This is a genomic window from Mycobacterium sp. IDUB_24 (assembly GCF_055419385.1).
Genome location: NZ_JBVAXO010000002.1, coordinates 840,876 through 863,571, shown reverse-complemented (window position 1 = coordinate 863,571; position 22,696 = coordinate 840,876). Strand labels below are relative to the sequence as shown.

At 66.0% G+C, this 22,696-nt stretch carries 22 protein-coding genes; 6 read left to right on the top strand and 16 right to left on the bottom strand.

Translation table 11 applies throughout. The features are described 5' to 3' along the window. Positions 1–4: 4 nt before the first annotated feature. The 8 genes from inhA to ACZYZF_RS11820 all read right to left on the bottom strand — a co-directional run bounded on the left by inhA (position 5) and on the right by ACZYZF_RS11820 (position 7,983). Positions 5–814 (bottom strand): NADH-dependent enoyl-ACP reductase InhA, encoded by an 810-nt coding sequence (gene inhA, locus ACZYZF_RS11855; RefSeq protein ID WP_463745841.1) that lies wholly within the window; start codon positions 812–814, stop codon positions 5–7. A gap of 64 nt (positions 815–878) precedes the next feature. Next, on the bottom strand, positions 879–1,655 hold the full coding sequence (gene fabG1 / locus ACZYZF_RS11850) for a 3-oxoacyl-ACP reductase FabG1 (RefSeq protein ID WP_463745840.1): 777 nt from the start codon (positions 1,653–1,655) through the stop codon (positions 879–881). Between the two features lie 98 nt (positions 1,656–1,753). After that, entirely contained in the window at positions 1,754–2,761 is a 1,008-nt protein-coding gene (locus ACZYZF_RS11845) for a VWA domain-containing protein (RefSeq protein ID WP_463835792.1), read from the bottom strand. A 41-nt stretch (positions 2,762–2,802) separates the two neighbouring features. Continuing rightward, entirely contained in the window at positions 2,803–3,756 is a 954-nt protein-coding gene (locus ACZYZF_RS11840) for a DUF58 domain-containing protein (protein ID WP_463745839.1), read from the bottom strand. Further along, a complete protein-coding gene (moxR1, locus tag ACZYZF_RS11835) occupies positions 3,753–4,913 on the bottom strand; it encodes a chaperone MoxR1 (protein WP_463835790.1) in 1,161 nt (386 codons plus the stop codon). Before moxR1 ends, ACZYZF_RS11840 begins: the two co-directional genes overlap by 4 nt. Before the next feature lie 136 nt (positions 4,914–5,049). Beyond that, positions 5,050–5,745 (bottom strand): NlpC/P60 family peptidoglycan endopeptidase RipB, encoded by a 696-nt coding sequence (gene ripB, locus ACZYZF_RS11830; protein WP_463745837.1) that lies wholly within the window; start codon positions 5,743–5,745, stop codon positions 5,050–5,052. A 10-nt stretch (positions 5,746–5,755) separates the two neighbouring features. Then, positions 5,756–7,174 carry an NlpC/P60 family peptidoglycan endopeptidase RipA gene (gene ripA / locus ACZYZF_RS11825; RefSeq protein ID WP_463835788.1) on the bottom strand — a complete coding sequence of 473 codons (1,419 nt, stop codon included), beginning with the start codon at positions 7,172–7,174 and terminating at the stop codon, positions 5,756–5,758. A gap of 230 nt (positions 7,175–7,404) precedes the next feature. Beyond that, the gene (locus tag ACZYZF_RS11820) at positions 7,405–7,983 is read right to left on the bottom strand and encodes an Rv1476 family membrane protein (protein ID WP_463745835.1); all 579 of its coding nucleotides are present in this window, start codon (positions 7,981–7,983) and stop codon (positions 7,405–7,407) included. A 226-nt stretch (positions 7,984–8,209) separates the two neighbouring features. Between ACZYZF_RS11820 and ACZYZF_RS11815 the strand changes: the two genes are divergently transcribed. After that, on the top strand, positions 8,210–11,038 hold the full coding sequence (locus ACZYZF_RS11815; protein ID WP_463835786.1) for an aconitate hydratase: 2,829 nt from the start codon (positions 8,210–8,212) through the stop codon (positions 11,036–11,038). A gap of 68 nt (positions 11,039–11,106) precedes the next feature. Next, on the top strand, positions 11,107–11,685 hold the full coding sequence (locus ACZYZF_RS11810; protein WP_463745833.1) for a TetR/AcrR family transcriptional regulator: 579 nt from the start codon (positions 11,107–11,109) through the stop codon (positions 11,683–11,685). 29 nt (positions 11,686–11,714) lie between these two features. On the opposite strand, the gene ACZYZF_RS11805 is transcribed toward ACZYZF_RS11810, so the two are convergent. From ACZYZF_RS11805 to ACZYZF_RS11785, 5 genes are all read right to left on the bottom strand, one after another. After that, the gene (locus ACZYZF_RS11805) at positions 11,715–11,909 is read right to left on the bottom strand and encodes a helix-turn-helix domain-containing protein (RefSeq protein ID WP_463745832.1); all 195 of its coding nucleotides are present in this window, start codon (positions 11,907–11,909) and stop codon (positions 11,715–11,717) included. Between the two features lie 129 nt (positions 11,910–12,038). After that, positions 12,039–13,667, bottom strand: coding sequence for an ABC-F family ATP-binding cassette domain-containing protein (locus ACZYZF_RS11800; RefSeq protein WP_463745831.1), 1,629 nt, complete (start codon positions 13,665–13,667; stop codon positions 12,039–12,041). A gap of 12 nt (positions 13,668–13,679) precedes the next feature. Continuing rightward, the gene (locus ACZYZF_RS11795) at positions 13,680–14,510 is read right to left on the bottom strand and encodes an enoyl-CoA hydratase (RefSeq protein ID WP_463835785.1); all 831 of its coding nucleotides are present in this window, start codon (positions 14,508–14,510) and stop codon (positions 13,680–13,682) included. 18 nt (positions 14,511–14,528) lie between these two features. Then, positions 14,529–14,903, bottom strand: a complete 375-nt coding sequence (gene trxA / locus ACZYZF_RS11790; protein WP_463745829.1) for a thioredoxin — start codon at positions 14,901–14,903, stop codon at positions 14,529–14,531. Positions 14,904–14,947: 44 nt separating this feature from the next. Next, on the bottom strand, positions 14,948–16,045 hold the full coding sequence (locus tag ACZYZF_RS11785; protein WP_463835783.1) for an oxidoreductase: 1,098 nt from the start codon (positions 16,043–16,045) through the stop codon (positions 14,948–14,950). Positions 16,046–16,163: 118 nt separating this feature from the next. Here ACZYZF_RS11785 and ACZYZF_RS11780 point away from each other — a divergent pair, with 118 nt between their 5' ends. Beyond that, on the top strand, positions 16,164–17,675 hold the full coding sequence (locus tag ACZYZF_RS11780; RefSeq protein ID WP_463835782.1) for an HNH endonuclease signature motif containing protein: 1,512 nt from the start codon (positions 16,164–16,166) through the stop codon (positions 17,673–17,675). A gap of 94 nt (positions 17,676–17,769) precedes the next feature. Next, the gene (locus tag ACZYZF_RS11775; protein ID WP_463744733.1) at positions 17,770–18,285 is read left to right on the top strand and encodes an N-acetyltransferase family protein; all 516 of its coding nucleotides are present in this window, start codon (positions 17,770–17,772) and stop codon (positions 18,283–18,285) included. Here ACZYZF_RS11775 and ACZYZF_RS11770 read toward each other — a convergent pair. After that, positions 18,275–19,435 (bottom strand): fatty acid desaturase family protein, encoded by a 1,161-nt coding sequence (locus tag ACZYZF_RS11770; RefSeq protein ID WP_463744734.1) that lies wholly within the window; start codon positions 19,433–19,435, stop codon positions 18,275–18,277. The genes ACZYZF_RS11775 and ACZYZF_RS11770 overlap by 11 nt on opposite strands. A 23-nt stretch (positions 19,436–19,458) precedes the next feature. Further along, positions 19,459–20,562, bottom strand: a complete 1,104-nt coding sequence (locus ACZYZF_RS11765; protein WP_463835781.1) for a ferredoxin reductase — start codon at positions 20,560–20,562, stop codon at positions 19,459–19,461. A gap of 44 nt (positions 20,563–20,606) precedes the next feature. On the opposite strand from ACZYZF_RS11765, the gene ACZYZF_RS11760 reads away from it, so the two are divergent. Then, positions 20,607–21,326: a TetR family transcriptional regulator gene (locus ACZYZF_RS11760; RefSeq protein ID WP_463744736.1), complete on the top strand. Its 720-nt coding sequence runs from the start codon at positions 20,607–20,609 to the stop codon at positions 21,324–21,326. A gap of 10 nt (positions 21,327–21,336) precedes the next feature. Then, positions 21,337–22,137 carry an enoyl-CoA hydratase/isomerase family protein gene (locus tag ACZYZF_RS11755; RefSeq protein WP_463744737.1) on the top strand — a complete coding sequence of 267 codons (801 nt, stop codon included), beginning with the start codon at positions 21,337–21,339 and terminating at the stop codon, positions 22,135–22,137. Here the strand turns inward: ACZYZF_RS11755 and ACZYZF_RS11750 are convergent. Continuing rightward, positions 22,106–22,696 carry a hypothetical protein gene (locus ACZYZF_RS11750; protein WP_463835780.1) on the bottom strand — a complete coding sequence of 197 codons (591 nt, stop codon included), beginning with the start codon at positions 22,694–22,696 and terminating at the stop codon, positions 22,106–22,108. The two genes, ACZYZF_RS11755 and ACZYZF_RS11750, sit on opposite strands and share 32 nt — an antisense overlap.

Here is a 22,696-nt window from a genome sequence, read left to right as displayed (position 1 = left end):
GCTTCTAGAGCAGCTGGGTGCTGGCGCCGCCGTCGGCGTAGACGATGGTGCCGGTGGTGGCGGGCAGCCAGTCGGACAGCAGGGCACACACGGTCTTGGCAACCGGCTCGGGGTCCTTCATGTTCCAGCCGACCGGCGCCCGCTGATCCCAGCCCTCTTCGAGCAGCCGCATCTGATCACCGGCTTCGGCGCCCAGCGCACCGCCGACGATGGCGCTCATGGCCAGGGTCCGGATCGGGCCCGCCGCAACGAGGTTGGAGCGGACACCGAACGGGCCGGCCTCACGAGCGACGAACCGGTTGACCGACTCGAGGGCGCTCTTGGCCACCGTCATCCAGTTGTACGCGGGCATCGCGCGGGTCGGGTCGAAGTCCATGCCGACGATGCTGCCGCCGGAGTTCATGACCGGCAGCGTGGCCTTGGCCAGCGAGGCGTAGGAGTACGCCGAGATGTGGATGCCCTTGGCAACGTCCTCGTACGGGGCGTCGAAGAAGGGGTTCACACCCATGCCGGTCTGCGGCATGAAGCCGATTGAGTGGACAACGCCGTCGAGCTTGTTGCCCTCGCCGATGACGCCGGAGATCCGGTCGGCCAGGCTCGCCAGGTGCTCCTCGTTCTGCACGTCGAGTTCCAGCAGCGGCGCCGGCTTGGGCAACCGGTCGGCGATGCGCTGGATCAGCTTCATCCGGTCGAATCCGGTGAGCACCAACTCAGCCCCGGCCTCCTGGGCCACCTTCGCGATGTGGAACGCGATCGACGAGTCCGTGATGATTCCGGTGACGAGGATGCGTTTGCCTTCGAGCAGACCTGCCATTATTGCGACTCCTTCTTGAGGAAAGTTTCAGTAGACCAATATCTTTGGGTCAGATCCAGGTGGATCAGTGGCCCATACCCATGCCGCCGTCGACGGGGATCACCGCACCGGCGATGTAGCTTGCATCCTCGGAGGCAAGGAAGCTCACCGCGCCGGCGACCTCCTCGGCGGTGCCGACCCGCTTGGCGGGGATGAATTCCAGAGCACCCGCCTGGATCCGGTCGTCCAGGGCACGGGTCATCTCGGTGTCGATGTAACCCGGGGCCACCACGTTGGCGGTGACACCGGCCTTGGACAGCTCCCGGGAGATCGAGCGGGCCATACCGATCAGGCCGGCCTTGGCGGCCGCGTAGTTGGCCTGATTGCCGATGCCCCACATGCCCGAGACTGAACCGATGAAGATGATCCGGCCGAATCGCTTGCGCTGCATGCTGCGCGAGGCCCGCTGCGCCACCCGGAATGCTCCGGTGAGATTGGCGTTGATGACGTTCTCGAACCGCTCCTCGGTCATCCGCATGAGGAACGCGTCCTGGGAGATGCCGGCGTTGGACACCAGCACCTCGACCGGCCCCTGGTGCTCCTCGACCTCTTTGAACGCGCGGTCGACGGCCTCGTTGTCGGTCACGTCGCACACGACGCCGAACAGCCCCTCCGGTGCTCCGGACCCGCGGTGTGTGACGGCAACCTTGTGCCCGTCGGCGGCCAGCCGCTGCGCGATCGCCAGCCCGATCCCCCGGTTTCCGCCCGTTACCAGCACGGAACGGGGAACGAACGCGGGCCGGCTGCCGGCTTCTGCAACTGCGGTTTCGGTGGCACTCTCGGTGGCGACACTGTCACTCATGCCCGCCAACTTAACGTGTCAGCCATGGATCGCCGAAATCGACACCAGGGCTGTTGTACGTGCGAATTCACAACCATGACGTAGATCTCGACGTCGGCTCAACCGGGCAGTCTGCGGTTGATCAGCAGGGCCGCCGCCCCGGCCAGGGCCAGCACCAACGCGCCCAGCCGCAGCCAGCCGAGACTGGCATCGCCCTTGATCGTCTCGTAGCCGATCTGCTGCTGCAGCGAGGTGAACACCTGCTTGAGCTGTTCCAGGCTGGACGCGGTGAAGGCGTCACCGCCGGACAGCTTGGCGATCTTGCCCAGCATCTCGTCGTCGACCGGAACCGGCTGGCGCTGGTCATTGATCTCGACATAGCCGTAGGGCGTGCCGAAGGACACCGTGGAGATCGGCACCCCCTGGTCCTTGGCGGTGCGCGCCGCCGTGTAGGCGCCCTTGGGATTGTCCGGATTGGACGGCACGGTCTCCTTGCCGTCGGACATCAGCACGATGCGCGCGGGCGGCTTCTCGTCACCACCGCCGATCACCGCACCGACGGTGGCGATCGCCTGCAATGCGGTGAAGATGCCCTCACCCGTGGCGGTCCGGTCGGCCAATTGCAGCTTGTCGAGGCCGTTCTTGGTGGCATCACGGTTGGTGGTCGGCTGCACCAGGACGGTCGCCGTCCCGGCATAGGCGATGAGGCCGAGGTTGATCCCGGGGGTGAGCTGATCGGCGAACTGCTTGGCAGCTTCCTGCGCGGCAGCCAACCGGCTGGGCGCGACGTCGGTGGCACGCATCGACTGCGACACGTCGATCACCAGCATCACGACCGCGCGATTGCGCGGAATCCGCACATCATGGGTCGGGCCGGCCATCGCCACCGTCAGCAGGACGAGCGAGACCGCCAGCAGCGCCGCGGGCAGATGCCGCCAGCGAGTCGGCTGTTTGGGCGCCACACTCTCGAGCAGCTCCATGTTGGCGAACCGCAGGATCCGCTGCTTGCGCGCGCGCTGCACGATGACGTAGTACGCCATCAGGCCCAGTACGACGAAGAGGAACAGGAACCACCACGCGTGCGCGAAGCCCGTCAGGCTCATCGGACCGAGAATCGGTAAAGTCATGTGCTAGAAGTCATTTCGGTTGGTTGCTGATCAAGCTTCTTCTACCGGCCGGCCAGGGCGCCGCGCCGCCGGCTCGCCACGAACCGCACCACATCGGCGATCCAGTCCCGGTCGGTGCGCAGACTCAGCAGCGGTGCGTCGCAACGCCGCAGGGTGCGAGCCACTTCCTCGCGATGAGCCGTGGCGGCCCGCTCGAAGTCACTGCGGAGCTGCTCGTCGATGGTGAACTCGCGGGTGACACCGGTCTCGGTGTCCTGCAGCACCACGTCGCCCACGGCGGGCAGTTCGACGTCGCGCGGATCGAGTACCTCGATGCCGAGCACCTCGTGCCTTCCGGCGATCGCCCGCAACGGGCGCATCCAGTTGACCGGTCCGAGGAAGTCGCTGATGATCACCGCCATGCCGCGGCGGCGCTCGGGACGGCGCAGGGCGTCGATCGCCGCGGCCAGGTCACCGCGGACCCCGGTCGGGGCCTTGGGCATCGTGGCGATGGCCCGCAGCATTTCCTGCTCGTGAACGCGGCCGGACAGCGCGGGCACCCGCCGCACCGATTCACCGTTGGCGATGATCGCGCCGATCCGGTTGCCACCACCGCTGTTGAGGAACGTGATCGCCGCGGCGGCTGCCACCGCGAGATCGCGCTTCTCGCAACCGGTGGTTCCGAAGTCGAGACTGGCGGACATGTCGACGACCAGCCAGGTCTCCAGCTCACGGTCGGCGATCATCTGCCGCACATGGGGCGTCATCGTCCGCGCTGTCACCGACCAGTCCATCCGGCGCACATCGTCGCCGGGCTGGTAGATCCGCGAGTCCCCCGGCTCCGATCCCGGGCCCGGGATCAGGCCGAGGTGGTCGCCGTGGAGCACGCCGTCGAGCTTGCGCCGTACCGTCAGCTCAAGCTTGCGTAACGCCGCCGTCAACGCCGGGTCCCGAATCTCCCCGCGCTTCAGAGACGGCAGATCCACAGAGCGTCGGGCCCCGGAAGAACTGGTCACCGACCACCAGCCGCGGCAGCCGCGGCAGGAACGGCGGGCGGAACCGAATGCCCTTGCTGCGGAAGCGCATTCACCTGCGGCAGGGCGACGGTCTGCAGGATCCGGTTGACCACGGTCTCGGCCGACACCTCGTCTGCCAGCGCGTCGTAGGTCAGCACCAGTCGGTGACGCAGCACATCGGGGATCACCTCGACGACGTCCTGCGGGATGACGTAGTCACGGCCCCGCACCAACGCCAGCGCGCGGGCCGCCGAGATGATGCCCAGCGAGGCACGCGGCGAGGCGCCGTAGGCGATCCACGCCTTGGCGTCGGGCATGCCGAACTTCTCGGGCTCGCGGGTCGCGGTGACGATCCGCACCACGTAATCCACCAGCGCGTGATGCACGAAGGTGTTGGCCGCGAGTTCCTGCAGCCGCAGCAGGTCGCCCGTGTCCAGGATCTGCTTGGGCTCCGGGGGCTTCACACCCATCCGGTAGATGATCTCGCGCTCTTCCTCCGGCGTCGGGTAATCGACGTTGAGCTTGAACAGGAAGCGGTCGCGCTGGGCCTCCGGCAGCGCGTAGACGCCTTCCTGCTCGATCGGGTTCTGGGTGGCCATCACCAGGAACGGGCTGGGAAGCGGGAAGGTCTTACCGCCGATGGAGATCTTGCGCTCGGCCATCACCTCGAGCAGGGCGGACTGCACCTTGGCCGGTGCACGGTTGATCTCGTCGGCGAGCAGGAAGTTGACCACGACCGGGCCGAGCTCGATGTCGAAGTCTTCCTTGCCCTGCCGGTAGATGCGGGTACCGATGATGTCGGTGGGCACCAGGTCAGGGGTGAACTGGATGCGGGCGAAGGTTCCGCCGACCACCTTGGCGAACGTCTCGACGGCCAGCGTCTTGGCCACACCGGGCACGCCCTCGAGCAGCACGTGGCCCTTGGCGAGCAGACCGACGAGCATCCGCTCGACGAGCTGGTCCTGGCCGACGATGATCCGCTTGACCTCGAAGATGGCGCGTTCCAGGGTGTGCACCTCGGCCTGCAGGCTGCCGTTGGTCGCGGCCGGGGCGCCCGGGGCGGCGTGGGAGCCGGCCGACCCGGGCGGAAAGCCCGGCGCCGGGCTCGAACCGGGATAACCTCCGGAGCCCTGCGGCGGTCCACTCGGTGACGTCATCAACTTCCTCCCACGGTGTTCGACTACAGAACGCTGGTAACGCGCACTTGCTCTATCGGGCAATCGGGTGCCCGTCGTCAACTATTCCAGGCACTTCGAGATCCGTCGACGCCGCCCGGAAGACTTCAGGTTCCCCTCAGGATTCGATGATGCGGGCCGCATAGGGCTGGATGCCCGACATCCGGACCGGGCTCACCGTCACTTTTTCCGCGCTGCCCGATGCCTCCAGCATCTTGCCGCCGCCGAGGTACATCGCCACGTGCTGACTGCCGCCCGGCCCCCAGAACAGGAGGTCACCGCGCTTGGCCTGGGCCACCGGCACCTTTCGGCCGGTGTTGTACTGGTCGCCCGAGTACTTCGGGACCTGCACGCCCACGCCGGCGAAGGCGTAGCGGGTCAGCCCCGAACAGTCGAAGCCCATTTTTCCGGCGTCGTAGTCCACGCCCGGGCCGGGTCCGGTGAGCGTGCCGCCGCCCCAGGAATACGGCACACCCATCTGGCTGCCGCCCCTGCGGATCGCGTATTCGATGGCCTGCGGGCCGCGTACCCGTCCGCCGGGGAATGTCGAGGCGGCCTGTTTGGGGGCCAGACCGATGGTCTGCAGGAACTGCGAACCGAGACTCTGTGTGGTCTGCAGCGCGATCTGGCTGACCTGGAACGAGGCGTTGGCGATGGCCACCGGATCCCCCGGAGCGCCCGAGCTGACGATCTTCGGCAGGGTCGGATCCCATTGGCCGTCGTCTGGCGCAGCGTTGGCCGGCGCCACCAGGCTGATCGCCGCAAACGCGGTTGCGGCGATCAGGATCAGGCAACGTAAGGCGAAGGAGCGCAATGTATTCCCATCAGTATTCGATGTAGCGGACGACGTACGGGGTCATCCCGCTCGTGCGGACCGGGGAGATCTTGACCTCCGAACCCGTGTAGGGCGCTTCGAGCATCTGGCCGTTGCCGAGATAGAGCGTCACGTGCTGGCTGCCGCCGGGGCCGTAGAAGATGACGTCGCCACGGCGCATCTGCGACGACGGGATCTTGCGGCCGGCGTTGTACTGCGAGCCCGAGTAATGCGGCAGCTTGATTCCGACGCCGGCGAACCCGTAGAGGATCAGGCCCGAACAGTCGAACCCGACCGTGTTGGCGCCCGAATCGATGCCGCGACTCGGACCGGCAGCGTTGCCACCGCCCCAGGAGTAGGGAACGCCCATCTGCGAGCCGGCCCGCTGGATCACATATTCGGAGGCCTGCCGTCCGTACACCCGCGGGATGGCCCCGTTGGTGTAGCCGGTCGGTGTGGGCAGGATCCCCATCTTCTGCAGGAACTGCCGCCCCATGTTCTGGGTGACCTGCGCCGAAGTCGACGAGATACCGAGAATGGTGTTGATGATGGCGACCGGGTCACCACTGACGAATGCACTGGGGATCGCCGGCAGCGTGGGATCCCACGCGCCGTCCCAGTTCTGGCCCGCCTGCACGGGCGCGCCCGGGGCACGGTCCCAGTTGTCCGCCGCGGCGGCAGCGGCGGGTGCCGGCGCTGCGGGGGCGGTCGACGCCGACGCCTTGTGCACCTGAGCGAGTTGGGCTTGGGCCGAGGCGCGTTCGGCGGTCAGCCGCTGGAGCTCACCTTGCTGCGAGCTGAACGTCTGCTGCGCGGTTTGCAGCGCCGCGACCGCAGTGTCCTGGCTCGTCTGGGCGTTGACCGTGGCCTGATCGGCGTTCTGCTTGGCCAGGCGTGCGGCCGACTCTCGGTTGACCTGCTCGGTACGGGCGCGCTGTAGATCGGTGATCACCTTGTCGCTGCTGGCGGCCAGGGTCTGACCGGTGGCGGCGGCGCTGACGATGTCGGTCGGGTCGGACGCGGTCAGGTACGAACTGGAGGGGCCACTGACATAGGTTGCGGCGGCGAAGGTGTCGAAGCGCTTCTGCGCCTGGGTGATGGCGTTGTTGGCGTCGGTGATGCCTTGCTGGCTGGCATCGACCTCTTGCTGCGCCGTGGCGGCCGCATCACGGGCATCCTGCACGTCGACAATTGCCTTGTTGACGGCTTCCTGCTGGGTCTGGATGGCGGCGCCGAGCTCCTGGAGCTTCTGGTCGGCGTTGGCCACCGCGGCGACGAGCGTTGCGACCTGATCGGGTGCTCCCGGATCAGCGGCGGCGGCCGGGACACCTCCCGACATGGCCGTGGCCAACAGCATCCCGGCGGTCACCGGCACGGCCAAGAAACGGCCGTACAGCCGGGACGCCGAGGCGCCAACGGTGCGTCTCATTCGACTCAAGTCTCCTATGGCTCAACGACGGCGTACCGGCGTTTGCTCGGGGCCATTGCACAGAAGTCACAGGAAGCACAACTGCAACAATGGGTACCGATTGCACCGTACGTCACATCCAGAACTAAAGAAACTTTAGTCACGAATTACAAGATTGTAATTGCGAATAGTGTGACCAATTAGTGATATTGAGCGTTATTCCGAACGACTGTTCGATGGATTTCCGGCACCTACTCCGAGGGTGCGCTCGACGCCTCTGACCCGGCCAATTGTTTGCTGCGGCGCTGCAGAACCCGGGTGAGGGTGGCTGCCCCCGCGACGCCGACAATCAATGCGAGAGCGAGCGCGGTCCAGGGGAAATCCGGCGTGGAAATCTCGCTGACGAAATTCTTCGCGGATAAGACCGGATCACCGGTCTTGGCGACGTCCTGACCCGCCTCCAAAGTCACCCGATCGATCGTCGGACTGTAAGTACCGGCGAACGACGGGCTCAGCGCGAGCACGGTCGCACCCGGATTGGCCTGCCCGACCTCGGTGGCGATATCCCGCAGCGGGGTGTCGATACCCGGGTTACTCGGCAGCACGACGATCTTGAGGTCGACACCCTCCTGCCGGGCATCGCTGACCACCTGACGCAGAGCTTCGACATCTGCGGCGGGGGCACTGACCCCGTCGTCGCGAACATCGGACTGCACGGCCGCCATGCACTTGGCCACCCCGTCGGGTTGCGCCGCATCGAGCCCTACGGTGTCGCACACCTCGACCGGAATGTAGGCCGGCAGGGATGGGATGACATGGGGTCCGGTCACGTCAGGCACGGTACGCTGCGCCCACCCGCCCCCGGAAAGCGACACAGGAATCGTCATCGCATCGGTATGCGGACGGATCCGACGCATTCACCCGACTCCGTTGGCAACGAGCACCCGACAGGGAAGACTGGACCCCGGCCCACTGAGCCTTGCAGGACAAGCGTACTGTTAAGATCGGAACGCCGCCGACACAGCCCGTCGCGGCGAGATCGAGCCGGGAGTTGATGTGAGCAGCGAGAATACGGAAAATTCGTCCCTTAACTCATTTGGTGCCCGCGACACACTGACTGTCGGGGACCAGAACTACGAGATCTATCGACTGGACGCGGTACCCGGTACCGAAAAGCTCCCGTACAGCCTCAAAGTACTTGCCGAGAATCTGTTGCGCACCGAAGACGGCGCCAACATCACCAAGGACCACATCCAGGCCATCGCCAACTGGGATCCCTCGGCCGACCCGAGCATCGAGATCCAGTTCACCCCGGCCCGGGTGATCATGCAGGACTTCACCGGCGTGCCGTGCATCGTCGACCTGGCCACCATGCGTGAGGCCGTCGCGACCCTCGGCGGCGACCCGGACAAGGTCAACCCCCTGTCACCCGCCGAGCTGGTCATCGACCACTCCGTCATCCTCGATGTGTTCGGCAACGCCGGCGCGTTCGAGCGCAACGTCGAGCTCGAATACGAGCGCAACGGCGAGCGCTACCAGTTCCTGCGCTGGGGCCAGGGCGCCTTCGACGACTTCAAGGTCGTCCCGCCCGGCACCGGCATCGTGCACCAGGTCAACATCGAATACCTCGCCCCCACGGTGATGGTCCGCAACGGCAAGGCCTACCCGGACACCTGTGTGGGCACCGACAGCCACACGACCATGGTCAACGGCCTGGGCGTGCTGGGCTGGGGCGTCGGTGGTATCGAGGCGGAGGCGGCCATGCTGGGCCAGCCCGTCTCGATGTTGATCCCCCGCGTCGTCGGCTTCAAGCTGACCGGTGAGATCAAGCCCGGCGTGACCGCCACCGACGTGGTGCTGACCGCCACCGACATGCTGCGCAAGCACGGCGTGGTCGGCAAGTTCGTCGAGTTCTACGGCAAGGGTGTTGCCGAGGTGCCGCTGGCCAACCGCGCCACCCTGGGCAACATGAGCCCCGAATTCGGTTCCACCGCAGCGATCTTCCCGATCGACGAGGAGACCATCAACTACCTGCGACTGACCGGGCGCACCGACGAGCAGCTTGCGCTGGTCGAGGCTTACGCCAAGGCGCAGGGCATGTGGCACGATCCGGATCACGAGCCGGCCTTCTCCGAGTACATCGAGCTGGATCTCTCCACCGTGGTGCCCTCGATCTCGGGCCCCAAGCGCCCGCAGGACCGCATCGAACTGTCAGATGCCAAGAACGCCTTCCGCAAGGACATCCACAACTACGTCGAGGAGAACCTGCCCGTCGAGCACACTCAGCTCGACGAGGCGATCGAGGAGTCCTTCCCGGCCTCGGATCCGGCCAAACTGTCCTTCGCCGACGACGGCGCCGTCGACGTCCGTCCGTCGGCCGCCAACGGCTCCACCGGCCGCCCCTCCAAGCCGGTCACCGTCAAGTCCGCCGAGCGCGGCGACTTCGTGCTGGACCACGGCGCCGTCGTTGTCGCAGGCATCACCTCGTGCACCAACACCTCCAACCCGTCGGTCATGCTCGGCGCGGCACTGCTGGCCAAGAAGGCCGTCGAAAAGGGCCTGACCACCAAGCCGTGGGTGAAGACCAACATGGCGCCGGGCTCGCAGGTCGTCACCGACTACTACAACAAGGCCGGGGTGTGGCCCTACCTGGAGAAGCTCGGCTACTTCCTGGGTGGCTACGGCTGCACCACGTGCATCGGGAACACCGGCCCGCTGCCCGAGGAGATCTCCAAGGCGATCAACGAGAATGACCTCTCGGTGACCGCGGTGCTCTCGGGTAACCGCAACTTCGAAGGCCGCATCTCCCCCGACGTCAAGATGAACTATCTGGCCTCCCCGCCGCTGGTCATCGCCTACGGCATCGCGGGAACCATGGACTTCGACTTCGAGGCCGACCCGCTCGGTCAGGACCAGGACGGCAAGGACGTCTTCCTCGCAGATATCTGGCCGACAGCCGCCGAGATCGAAGAGACCATCGCGTCGTCGATCAACCGGGAGATGTTCACCGACTCGTACGCCGACGTGTTCAAGGGCGACGAGCGCTGGCGGTCGCTACCCACCCCGGAGGGCAACACCTTCGAGTGGGACGAGAACTCGACCTATGTCCGCAAGGCACCGTACTTCGACGGTATGCCCGCCGACCCGCAGCCGGTCAAGGATATCTCCGGCGCCAGGGTCCTTGCGCTGCTTGGCGATTCGGTGACCACCGACCACATCAGCCCGGCCGGCGCCATCAAGCCGGGCACCCCGGCCGCCCAGTACCTCGACGCCCACGGTGTGGAGCGCAAGGACTACAACTCGCTGGGCTCGCGACGCGGCAACCACGAGGTGATGATCCGCGGCACCTTCGCCAACATCCGCCTGAAGAACCAGCTCCTCGATGATGTCTCCGGTGGCTACACGCGCGACTTCACCCAGGATGGCGGCCCGCAGGCGTTCATCTACGACGCGTCGGTGAACTACCAAAAGGCCGGCATCCCGCTGGTGGTGCTGGGCGGCAAGGAGTACGGATCCGGCTCCTCGCGTGACTGGGCGGCCAAGGGCACCACCCTGCTCGGCGTGCGTGCGGTCATCACCGAGTCCTTCGAGCGCATCCACCGGTCGAACCTGATCGGCATGGGCGTCATCCCGCTGCAGTTCCCGGCCGGAGAGTCGGCCGCGAGCCTCAAGCTCGACGGCACTGAGACCTTCGACATCTCCGGGATCACCGCGCTCAACGAGGGCAAGACCCCGAAGACGGTGAAGGTGACCGCCACGCGTGAGAACGGCGAGAAGGTGGAGTTCGACGCGGTGGTCCGCATCGACACCCCCGGTGAGGCCGACTACTACCGCAACGGCGGCATCCTGCAGTACGTGCTGCGCAACATGCTGAAGTCGAAGTAATCCCCATCAGACCGACCGAAGCAGCCATGGGACGTCCGACGAGCGCTTGCGCGAGGAGTGTGGGTTAAGTGCCCCGGGTGACGGACGACCACCTCGCAGCCCGGCGCCGTCAGATTCTTGACGGCGCCCGGCGCTGCTTCGGTCAGTACGGATACGAGAGTGCGACCGTGCGACGGCTCGAAGAAACCATCGGGCTGTCGCGCGGCGCAATCTTTCACCACTTCAAGGACAAGGACACCTTGTTCTTCGAACTGGCTCGCGAGGACGCCGAGCGGATGGCCGAAGTGGCCGCCCGCGAAGGGTTGATTCAGGTGATGCGGAACATGCTGGCCGCACCCGAGCAGTTCGACTGGCTGGCCACGCGGCTGGAGATCGCCCGAAAGTTGCGTAACGATCCGGCTTTTCACCAAGGTTGGGCCGAACGGTCAGCCGAGTTGGATGCGGCCATCACCGAGCGTCTGCGTCGCCAGAAGCAGGCCGGTCGACTACGCGACGACGTGCCGAGTGCGGTCCTGCACATCTACCTGGACCTCGTGCTCGACGGTCTGGTCGCCCGGATCGCCTCCGGCGAGGACCCGAAGAACCTCACCGCGGTGCTCGATCTGGTCGAGGACAGCGTCCGGCAACCGACACCAACCGATAGCTGAATCCCGCTACCGCGCAGCGGTTGTGCGTGTCACGCCCTGGCCCGGGTGCGGTGATTGGGCCCGCCGCGGCTGCGCATGGTCGTTCCGGACTCACGCAGCAGGCTGTGGATCGAGCCGTACGAACGTCCGGTCTTGGCGACGAGCGAGCGGATACTCGCACCCCCCTCGTATGCCTTGCGAAGCTCTGCCAGCAGCTCGCCGCGATTCTTGTTCATATCCCTCATCGACATCTCCCCGCTTGTGATGTCCCGACGGGTACCCACACTAGAAACCACGCACACACCCATGTGCCGATTTGTCCAACGTCTTATATTGACGTCTTCGAAAGTGCGGTGGTTCTTGAGAATTCGCCGTCAGGCGAGCTCGATGAGATCCCGGTACTCGTTGGACCAGAAGTCCTCGGTACCGTCCGGCAGCAGCACCACCCGTTGCGGATTCAGCGCCTCGGCGGCACCCGGATCGTGGGTCACCAACACGACGGCACCCTGGTAACTGCGCAGCGCTTCGAGCACCTGCTCACGGGATGCCGGGTCGAGGTTGTTGGTGGGCTCGTCGAGCAACAGCACATTGGCCTTGGAGGCGACCAGCCCGGCCAGCGCCAGGCGGGTCTTCTCGCCGCCGGACAGCGTGCCGGCCGGCTGATCGAGCTGCGGTCCGGTGAACATGAACGCACCCAGCAGACCGCGCAGATCCTGTTCGCCGGTATCCGGGGCGGCGTGGCGGATGTTCTCCCACACCGACGCATGGTCGTCGAGCGTGTCGTGCTCCTGGGCGAAGTACCCCATCTTCAGCCCGTGACCGGGTTCCAGGGCACCGGCGTCGGCGGTTTCTGTGCCGGCCAGCAGGCGGAGCAGGGTCGTCTTGCCCGCACCGTTGAGCCCGAGCACCACCACCCGTGAGCCTCGGTCGATGGCCAGGTCGACGCCGGTGAAAATCTCCAGCGAGCCATAGGTCTTGGTCAGGCCCTTGACCACCAAGGGGGTCTTCCCGCACGGATCCGGAGTCGGGAACCTGATCTTGGCGACCTTGTCGGACACACGCTCGGCGTCCAGCTCAGCGATCATCCGCTCGGCGCGGCGCAACATGTTCTGGGCCGCAACAGCTTTGGTGGCCTTGGCGCCCATCTTGGCGGCCTGGGCCCGCAATGCACCGGCCTTCTTCTCGGCATTGGCGCGTTCACGGCGGCGACGCTGCTCATCGGTGGCGCGGGCGTCGAGGTACTTCTTCCAGCCCATGTTGTAGACGTCGGCCTCACCGCGTACCGCGTCCAGGAACCAGACCCGGTTGACGACCTCGTCGAGCAGCTCGACATCGTGGCTGATGACGACTAGTCCACCGGTATGGCTGTGCAGGTAGTCCCGCAGCCAGCCGATCGAGTCCGCGTCGAGGTGGTTGGTGGGCTCGTCGAGCAGCAATGTGGTGTCAGATCCCGAACCGGTGTCGCTGGCCGCGAACAGGATGCGGGCCAGTTCGACGCGCCGGCGCTGACCACCTGAGAGGGTGCGGAGCGGCTGTGTCAGCACCCGATCGGGCAGGCCGAGGCTCGCACAGATCCGGCCGGCCTCGCTCTCGGCGGCGTACCCGCCCAGAGCCGAGAACCGCTCCTCGAGCTGACCGTACTTGCGGACCGCCTTGTCCCGGGCTGCGTCGTCGGCAACCTCGGCCATCAAGACCTGCTGCTTCTCGAGGTCCGCCAGCAGCGTGTCGAGACCGCGGGCCGACAGCACCCGGTCGCGGGCCAGGACATCGAGATCCCCTTCTTTGGGATCCTGTGGCAGGTAACCGATTTCACCGGTCGTGGTGACAGCTCCGGCGTACGGCTCACCCTCGCCTGCCAGAATTCGCATCGTGGTGGTCTTGCCTGCGCCGTTACGCCCGACAAGTCCGATCCGGTCACCGGGCTGCACCCGCAGTGCCGAGCCCTCGAAGGACAGCAGCGTGCGCGCTCCGGCGCGGACCTCCAGGTCCGTTGCGGTGATCACGCTGCAGTCCTCCTATTTGTCGTCAGTAAAAGCTGCGGGCCGCTTCTCCGCGCGCGCGGCAACCGCTTCCTCAAAGTTTGCGGTGAGCAGGCGCACGAAGAGTTGTCCCAGGCCCTCGGCCTGCATGTGCCCCTCCAGGCTAGCGGCGTCCAGTCCACTCCAAAGTGTGCGCTTGGTCAACTCGATACCCGGCCGGGAGAATGCCGCCATCCCTTCGGCCATGCCGTAACAGGTCTCCAGAAGTGCTTCCTCGGCCACCACGCTGGACACCAGACCGATGCGCGCAGCCTCCTGAGCATCGACGTCACGACCGGTCAACATGATCTCAAAGGCACGCGACGAGCCGATGGCGCGTGGCAGCAGGTAGGACAATCCCAGCTCACTGGCGGTAAGCCCGTTGTTGATCCCCGCGGCGCGGAAGTAGGCGCCCTTGGCTGCCACCCGGATGTCACAGGCCAGGGCCAGGCAGAGGCCGCCTCCGATGGCCGCGCCGTTGACGGCGGCGATCACCGGCTGATGCAGCCGTCGTAGGGCGAGAATCACATCGTCGAGGATCTCCATCGACCGCAGCGCGTACGTCGGTCTGGTCAGACCGGCGCCGTGCGGCACCGACCCGGCCGACTTGTGGTCGGCTCCGGACGAGAATCCCCGACCGGCGCCGGTCAGCACCACCACGCGCACGCTGTTGTCGTAGCGCAGCTCTTCCAGAATGGCCTTGAGCGGCACCATGACGTCGAACGCCATGGAGTTCATCCGCTCAGGCCGATTGAGGGTCACCAGGGCCACGCCCGGCTGGGGGCGGTCGACCAGTACGAATTCGTTCTGCGCAGTCACGGACAGCACGCTATCGCGTGCCGGTGATCACACTTGCTGTGCGTCGTCCGCAGCAGCCTGCTCTTTCATGGCCGCGTCGATGTCGAACTCTTTGATCTTCTGAACCAGATCCTCGAGCGCCGCCGGCGGCAGCACTCCGGCCTGGTTGAAGACCAACTTGCCCTTCTTGAAGGCCATCAGGGTGGGAATCGACCGGATCTCGGCTGCGGCAGCCAGCCCCTGCTCGGCCTCGGTATCCACCTTGGCGAAGACAACATCGGGGTGGTTCTCGGAAGCGGCCTTGAATGTCGGCGCGAACGCCCGGCACGGTCCGCACCACGACGCCCAGAAATCAACAAGCACGATTTCGTTGCCGTTGACGATGTCGTCGAACTGTTCTGTGGTGATGTCCTGCGTACTCACGCTCTTCCTAACGTTGGGGCGTAGCGGCCTGTTCCCAGCCTATTTCAGTAGAGCCTGGCCAGCGCAGTTTCGGCGTGGTAGCCGGCGAAGCCGCCCAGCGTGTCGTCACGCAACCGGTTCACCCAGCCCGGATCGGCAAGCAAGGCCCGGCCGATCGCCACGATGTCGAACTCGTCCGCCTCGAACTGCGCCAGCAACCGGTCGATCGGGGCCGGTTCGATCGGGTCACCGCCTCGTTTTCCGGGTTGGAACTCGGTGGCCAGCCCAACCGAGCCGACCCCGATCACCGGCACACCGGCAACCTTCTTGGTCCATCCGGCCAGGCTCAGATCCGAACCCGGGAACGCGGGTACATATACGCGGCGAGTCGACGGATGCAACACGTCGACGCCGGCGCCTACCAGCGGAGCGAGCACCTGTTCCAACTCAGCCGGGCTCCCGACCAGTTGCGCGTCGTAAGCATTGGCCTTCCACTGCGAGAAGCGGTAGATGATCGGAAACCCGGAGCCGACCGCATCGCGCACCGCCGCAACGACCTCGACTGGGAAGCGGGTCCGAGCCGCCAGCGACCCGCCATAGGAATCGGTGCGCAGATTTGTTTTCTCCCAAAGGAATTCGTCGAGCAGATAACCGTGGGCGCCATGCAGTTCGACCGCATCGAATCCGGCAGCCTTGGCATTGCCGGCGGCCTCGGCGAACTGCGCTGCAACCCCGGCCAATTCATCGGTTCGCAGCGCCCGGCCTTTCACCACCCCGACACTGTTGACTCCCGACGGACTGACGGGGACCAGCCCGTCACTGTCAGCCCGCTCGGCGCCCTGATGCCACAGTTGCGCGGCGATCACGGCGCCTTGCGCGTGCACCGCATCGGTGACGGCCCGCCAGCCGGCGAGTACCTCGTCGCCGGCCAGCGTCGGAATGCTGAACGGCCAACCCGCGGCCGGATCGGCCAGCCGCACCCCCTCGGTGATGATCAGGCCGACACCGCCGGCTGCGCGACGGGCGTAATAGGCCGCCACGTCGGCCCCGGGCACCCCGCCGGGTGACGCCGCTCTGGTCATCGGCGCCATCGCGAAGCGATTCGGGACCGTCAGCGATCCGATGGTGAACGGGCTGAACAGATCGCGGAGAGGTTGGCTCACGTGTGCGTCAACGCCCGGCAGGGCGGTGGGATTCCAGCTGAGCCTCGGGGCAGAAGTGTCACCGATGTCCTGATAGATAACCGCGTGCGTGTCCGGGGCGTGTGACATAATCGAACATGTGTTCGACGCCGATTCTGCTGCTGACCTGATCGACCGGGTCAGTGTCGGGGCGCGGGCCGAATCGGCGGCGATCGCGGGCCGGTTGGCGGCGATCGGGGAACTCGACACCCGCCGCGCACACGAACTGGCCGAATCGATCTTTTGGACCACCGACCCCTTCGCCGAGGTGGCCGCCGAAATCTCGGCTGCCCTGCGGATCAGCCGACACCGGGCCGGCACCCAGATCCACCACGCCCGCGTCCTGCGCGACAAACTGCCCCTGGTCGCAGCCCGCTTCGCCACCGGGGACATCGACTACCGGGTGGTGCAGATGATCATCGCCCGCACCGGCATCGTGGACCCCTCGGTGTGGGCGGGGCTCGATGAGGAACTGGCCACCCGCGCACACCGATGGATGCGCCTGTCCGAAAACCAACTCCGCGACCGGATCGATCAGTGGATCGCCAAACTCGACCCCAACGGGGTACGGGTGCCACCCAATGTGGCCGAGGAACGGTTTGTTCAGGTCGAGGTGGGCAGCCCGGGCAAGGCCACGGTGTGGGCCAATGTGGACGTCACCGACGGGGCCGCCCTGGATCAGCGGCTGGACGCGTTGGCCGACACCGTGTGTGAGCATGATCCGCGCACCCATGCCCAGCGCCGCGCTGATGCGATCGGTCCGCTGGCCCGCCTGCAGTCCCAACTGCAATGCCGGTGCGGGTTACCGGACTGCCCGGCCAGCCAGCAGCGGGCCGCCGCCACCGCCGCAATGGTCCATGTGTTGGCCACCGAATCGACCCTAGACGGCACCTCCGATGATCCGGGCTATCTGCCCGGCTACGGGATCCTGCCCGCCGAGACGGTGCGCAACCTGGCCGCCAACGCCAAACACAAACCGGTCGTGGTGCCCGCCACTGACACCGGCACACACACCGGCACCGACACACACACCGAGAACACTGCGCAGACGGCCCACACCGAGAACGCTGACGCCGGCGCGGCTGAGCCGCAGTACCGCCCGTCAGCAGCATTGTCGGAGTTCATCCGGTTCCGCGATCTCACCTGCCGCTTCCCCGGCTGTGACGCCCCGGCGGTGGTTTCCGATATCGACCACACGGTGCCCTACCCCCTGGGCCCGACACACCCGTCAAACACCAAATTATATTGCCGCGCACACCATTTGGTCAAAACGTTCTGCCCCGGCTGGACCGACCGCCAATTTCCTGACGGCACCATCGAATTCAGCTCACCCACCGGACACACGTATCTCACCGAACCCCACGGCGCCGCGATGTTCCCCACCCTGGCCCAACCCACCGGGAACCTGGACCTCCCCGAGCCCGAGCCGCAAGCGCCAGAGACGAACCGGTGCGCGAAGATGCCGACCCGCCGCCAAACCCGCGAACAAGACCGCCAAGACCGCATCGCCGAAGAACGACGGCTCCGCGCCGAACTCAACGGCGACCTCGCATTCGAACGCGACTTCCAAGCCTGGATCGCCGAAGAATACGGACCGCCACCACCATTCTGAGTTTGACGCTGCAACGCCACGCTGACAGCACGGGCTGGTGACGACATCGCCGATGCCCAGAGCGTGCCAGAACCCCGCCCCTTAGGGTGACACCATGACCAACGTCGTCGTCCGCGTCACCTCATCGGGTGACCTCGACGCGATCAGCGCCATTTATGCCCATCACGTCGAGACCGGCGTGGCCACCTTCGAGCTGACTCCGCCGGCACACGAGGAATGGGACCGCCGACTGGCGACGGTCCGCGAACGTGAATTGCCCTTCCTCACCGCGATACTCGAGGGGCAGATCGTCGGCTACGCCTACTGCTCACCGTGGAAGCTGCGGCCGGCCTATCGGCACACCGTGGAGAACTCGATCTACCTCGCACCACACACCGCCGGCCGCGGAATCGGAACTCTACTGCTGCAAGGACTTCTGGAAGGCTGCGCCGCAGCGGGTATCCGTGAGGTCATCGCCGTGGTGGTCGACACCGACGAGGCGGCGGCATCCCTTGCCCTGCACCGCAAGCACGGATTCGTCGAGGCCGGACGACTGCGTGCAGTCGGCTACAAGCACGGACGGTGGCTGGACACGGTGCTGCTGCAGTGCAGCCTGTCGGTCAGCAGTTGACGAGCTCCGGTTCACAGATCGGCTGCGAGTCCGCTTCCGGTGCAGACTCTTTGACCTCAGCCACCTCGACGGCCGGCTCAGGATCCTTGGGCTTGCCGCCCCAGGGGAATGCCAGCCGCACGATCTTGCGCACCACCGAAGCGAACTGCTTGTGGATCGGGCCCGAGTTGTACGGCAGGCCGTAACGCTGGCAGATCTCCTTCACCTCACCGGAGATCTCGGAGTAGCGATGTGCCGGAATGTCGGGGAACAGGTGGTGTTCGATCTGGAAGGACAGGTTGCCGCTGAAGATGTGGAACCACTTGCCGCCACTCAGGTTCGCCGAGCCGAGCAGCTGGCGGAAGTACCACTGCCCTCGGGACTCGTTCTCGGTCTCCTCGATGGTGAACTCATGGGTGCCCTCCGGGAAATGACCACAGAAGATGATGGTGTAGGACCACACGTTGCGCATCAGGTTGGCGGTCATGTTGCCCGCGAACACGAATGGCGCGAACGGGCCGGCCAGCAGCGGGAAGGCCACGTAGTCCTTCACGGTCTGCTTGCGCACCTTGGCCCACATCTCGCGCAGCATGTCCTTCTTGTCCCGCAGCTTGATCTCGCCGGTGCGGATGCGCTCGGTCTCGAGCTCGTGCAGCGCCACGCCGTACTGGAAGAACACCATCAGCAGGAATGCGTACAACGGATTGCCCAGGTAGTACGGGCTCCACTTCTGGTCCTCGCTCATGCGCAGGACGCCGTAACCGATGTCGCGGTCCATATCGACGATGTTGGTGTACGTGTGATGCATGTAGTTGTGCGAATGCCGCCACTGATTGGACGGGCACGCCGAATCCCATTCGAAGTTCTGGCCGCGCAACGCCGGATCGCCCATCCAGTCGTACTGGCCGTGCATGACGTTGTGGCCGATCTCCATGTTGTCGAGGATCTTCGACAGCCCGAGCATCACGGTTCCGACCGGCCAGGCCGGCGGCAGGAACAGCAAGGCACGGCCGCCGATCTCAAGCTTGCGCTGCAGCTTGATGATGTCGCGGATGTACGTGGCGTCGCGCTCACCGAGATCGTCGATGGCACGTTCACGGATGACGTCGAGTTCGCGGCCGAACTCCTCGAACTGGTCGGGGGTCAGGGTGTACTTCTTCAGCTCGGGCATGACAGTGCCTTTCAGAGTGAGAGTCAGAGGTCGATGTCGACGTCACCGACGGGGGCGGTGACGCAGATCTGGATGTTTTCGCTGTCGGCGCTGGATACCGCGCCGGTGATCAGGTTGCGCACTGCTCCGCGGCTCTTGGGCCGCGTGCAGCTGTGGCAGATACCCATGCGGCATCCGCTTTCGGGAGTCAGCCCCGCCGCTTCGGCCTGCGCCAGCAGGGTTTGACCGTCGTCGGTCACCGTGACGGAACTGCCGGTGAATGTGACTGTCCCACCGGCGGATTCGCCGGAGATGCTGAACACGGGCGGAACGAAACTTTCCGAGCGCGCATCGGGGCAGTGCATGCGGACGGCGTCGACGAGCGCCGGCGGACCGCAGACGAACACCGCATCGGGCTCGCCATCGGGAAAGGCGGCGGCCAGGTGCGCCGGGCCGAAATACCCGTCGAGATCACCAATGATCCCGGCACCGTCGCCACCGCGGGTGTATCCGTGCAGCACCCGCACACCGGCTCGGCCCATCGCCGCGAGCTCCGAGCGGTAGCAGGCCTCCTCAGCGCCGCGCGCGTAGTGCACGAACGCAATCTCCCCGGTGAACCCCTGTGCGCGGAGGGTCCGCAGCATGGACATCACCGGAGTGATTCCGCTGCCGCCCGAGACGAACAGGATGCGCTTCGGCAATACCGCCGGGAGAACGAAATCTCCGCCGACGGAATCGAGCCCCAGCACCATTCCCGGGTACGCGTGGTCGCAGAGGTAGGTCGAGACCAGGCCGCCGTCGTGGCGGCCGATGGTCAGCTCCAGGCGACCTGCACCTTCGGCGCTGGCCGGCGAGTAACACCGGGTGCGGCGTCGGCCGTTGATCTCGACGGAGAGGTTGATGTGCTGCCCCGCCCGAAAGCCGGAGAAGGCGGCGTTGGGTTCGAGGGTCAGCGTGACGCTGCGCGGCGTCTGCCGCCGCACTGCGATCACCTTGGCGCGGGCGTCGCCGCGGGTCCAGGTCGGTTCGACCAGCTCGGTGTAGCGGTCAACTCCGTGGGGACCGGTAAGCAGGTTCGCGAGCGCACTCATTCGGGGGCCGGCCAGCAGTCGCCGGCCAACGCCTTCAGTCAATGTTTGAGTGAACATGTGTACACAGTGCGCGTGCACACCTGACTCTGTCAACGATAAAAATGCAGGAAGTGGTAGGGTTCACATCAGTGAACAGACGTACGCCCAATTCACGAACACCCACGTCACGAACACGACGGCCGGACTCGGCGTCGCGCTCGCGCGAGACGCTGTCCAGGGAAGAACGCAAAGAGGCCACCCGGCGCGCGATCATCACGGCCGCGCTCACCCTGCTGGAAGACCGCAGCTTCAGCGGACTGTCCCTGCGGGAGGTCACCCGGGAGGCGGGCATCGTGCCCGCCGCGTTCTACCGGCACTTCGACTCGATGGATGCGCTCGGCCTCGTCCTCATCGACGAGTCGTTCCGGTCCCTGCGCGACATGCTGCGTGGCGCCCGCGCCGGCAAGCTCGACCCCCACCACGTCATCGAATCCTCGGCCGAGATCCTGACCGGGAGTGTCAACGAGCGCCGCGAACACTGGCGGTTCATCTCGCGCGAACGCTCCAGCGGCGTCTCGGTACTGCGCTACGCGATCCGCACCGAGATCCGGTTGATCACCTCGGAACTCGCGATCGACCTGGCCCGTTTCCCGGGCCTCAAGGACTGGAGTAGTGAGGATCTCAACATCCTTGCCAACCTGTTCGTCAATGCGATGATCTCGACGGCCGAGGCTCTCGAAGACGCGACGGACGCACAGTCCATCGAGGCCATCCACCGCACCGCGGTCAAACAACTGCGAATGATCGCCGTTGGCGTCAACGGGTGGCACAGCACCGGCTAGGGTCCGGCTCATGTCTCTCGACCTCGCCTACCCGCGTCCCGACATCGCCGTCATCACGCTCAATCGGCCCGACAAGCTCAACGCGTTGTCGTACGAATTGGTCGAGGCCCTGCACGCCACGCTCGACACGATCGCAGGCAACAACGAGTGCCGCGTCGTCGTGCTCACCGGCGCGGGCCGCGGCTTCTGCGCGGGCCTGGATCTGAGCAATCCCAATCCGCCCGAGGCGGGTGGGGGCACCGAGTTTCCCCGCTCGGGCATGCGCTGGCAGGAACGCATCGCGAACCTCACGGTCAAGCTGCACCGGCTGCGCCAACCCGTCATCGCCGCCGTCAACGGCGCGGCCTACGGTGGCGGCTTCGCCCTGGCCGCAGCCAGCGACATCCGCATCGCCGGCCCGGCCGCGAAGTTCTGCACGCAGTTCATCAAGCTGGGCATCGGCGGCTGCGACATCGGCGTCAGCTACACCCTGCCCAGGATCATCGGCGCGGGCCCGGCGTTCGACCTGATCCTCACCGCGCGGGCGGTCGAGGCGGCCGAGGCGCTGCGGCTCGGTCTGGTCACCCGCGTCGTCGACGACACCGCGGATCTGCTCGGTGCAGCTCTTGAGATTGCCGAAACCCTCTGCAGCTATGGCAAATTCGGCCTGGAGTCCACCAAACAGGTGCTCTGGGCCAACCTCGACGCCGGCTGTCTGGAGACCGCGCTGCACGTCGAGAACCGCAGTCAGATCCTGTCCGTCGGCACCGGAAACCTGAGCGGGTCCATCCCGGCTCAGTTCACAACTCCAACAGCCAAAAAACCGCGCTGATCACCAGTGGGAGCATCGCGAAGGCAATCGCGACTCCGCCCCCTATCCGGGTCCGGCGGGGCGAGGTGACAGCGAGCAGAATCACAGCAACGACGACGGTGGTAGCGAGCAACGTCCAGATCGACGCCCTGAGCATGACTAGGGCCACGAGGCCGATCAGCACAGCCGGGCCGAGCACCCAGGGATACTGCCGTCGCGGGATCCCCAGTGGCATCGGCCGAGCTGCCTCGGCGTCCGGCAGTTCGAGATCCGGGCGATAGTGCGCTAACCAACGTCCGATGGTCCCGGTGGTCCACTGCTGGTCAAATTCGGCCGGATAGATGGGAAGCTCTGCTCCCCCTATGGACCATTCCTTGCGCGTCGACCACCGCGGCAGCATCGGGACGGGCCGCAGCCAGAGAACTCGCTGCCAAGCGACCTCGGCGATGACCTTGTCGTTGCGCACCAACGTGATCCCGGCGGGCGACAGCGTCAGCGTCTGGTGCGCGCGAGAACGCCGCACCCGCATGCTGTCCGTCCCGGCGAGCTCGACGGGACGGGTGAAGTCGTCCATCAGCAT

What these genes read in the sequence shown, in the direction of transcription:
- inhA (WP_463745841.1), bottom strand. Translation starts at nt 814, where the DNA reads ATGGCAGGTCTGCTCGAAGGCAAACGCATCCTCGTCACCGGAATCATC.
- fabG1 (WP_463745840.1), bottom strand. Translation starts at nt 1,655, where the DNA reads ATGAGTGACAGTGTCGCCACCGAGAGTGCCACCGAAACCGCAGTTGCA.
- ACZYZF_RS11845 (WP_463835792.1), bottom strand. Translation starts at nt 2,761, where the DNA reads ATGACTTTACCGATTCTCGGTCCGATGAGCCTGACGGGCTTCGCGCAC.
- moxR1 (WP_463835790.1), bottom strand. Translation starts at nt 4,913, where the DNA reads ATGACGTCACCGAGTGGACCGCCGCAGGGCTCCGGAGGTTATCCCGGT.
- ripA (WP_463835788.1), bottom strand. Translation starts at nt 7,174, where the DNA reads ATGAGACGCACCGTTGGCGCCTCGGCGTCCCGGCTGTACGGCCGTTTC.
- ACZYZF_RS11805 (WP_463745832.1), bottom strand. Translation starts at nt 11,909, where the DNA reads ATGAGGGATATGAACAAGAATCGCGGCGAGCTGCTGGCAGAGCTTCGC.
- ACZYZF_RS11775 (WP_463744733.1), top strand. Translation starts at nt 17,770, where the DNA reads ATGACCAACGTCGTCGTCCGCGTCACCTCATCGGGTGACCTCGACGCG.
- ACZYZF_RS11770 (WP_463744734.1), bottom strand. Translation starts at nt 19,435, where the DNA reads ATGCCCGAGCTGAAGAAGTACACCCTGACCCCCGACCAGTTCGAGGAG.
- ACZYZF_RS11765 (WP_463835781.1), bottom strand. Translation starts at nt 20,562, where the DNA reads ATGTTCACTCAAACATTGACTGAAGGCGTTGGCCGGCGACTGCTGGCC.
- ACZYZF_RS11760 (WP_463744736.1), top strand. Translation starts at nt 20,607, where the DNA reads ATGCAGGAAGTGGTAGGGTTCACATCAGTGAACAGACGTACGCCCAAT.
- ACZYZF_RS11755 (WP_463744737.1), top strand. Translation starts at nt 21,337, where the DNA reads ATGTCTCTCGACCTCGCCTACCCGCGTCCCGACATCGCCGTCATCACG.
- ACZYZF_RS11750 (WP_463835780.1), bottom strand. Translation starts at nt 22,696, where the DNA reads ATGCTGATGGACGACTTCACCCGTCCCGTCGAGCTCGCCGGGACGGAC.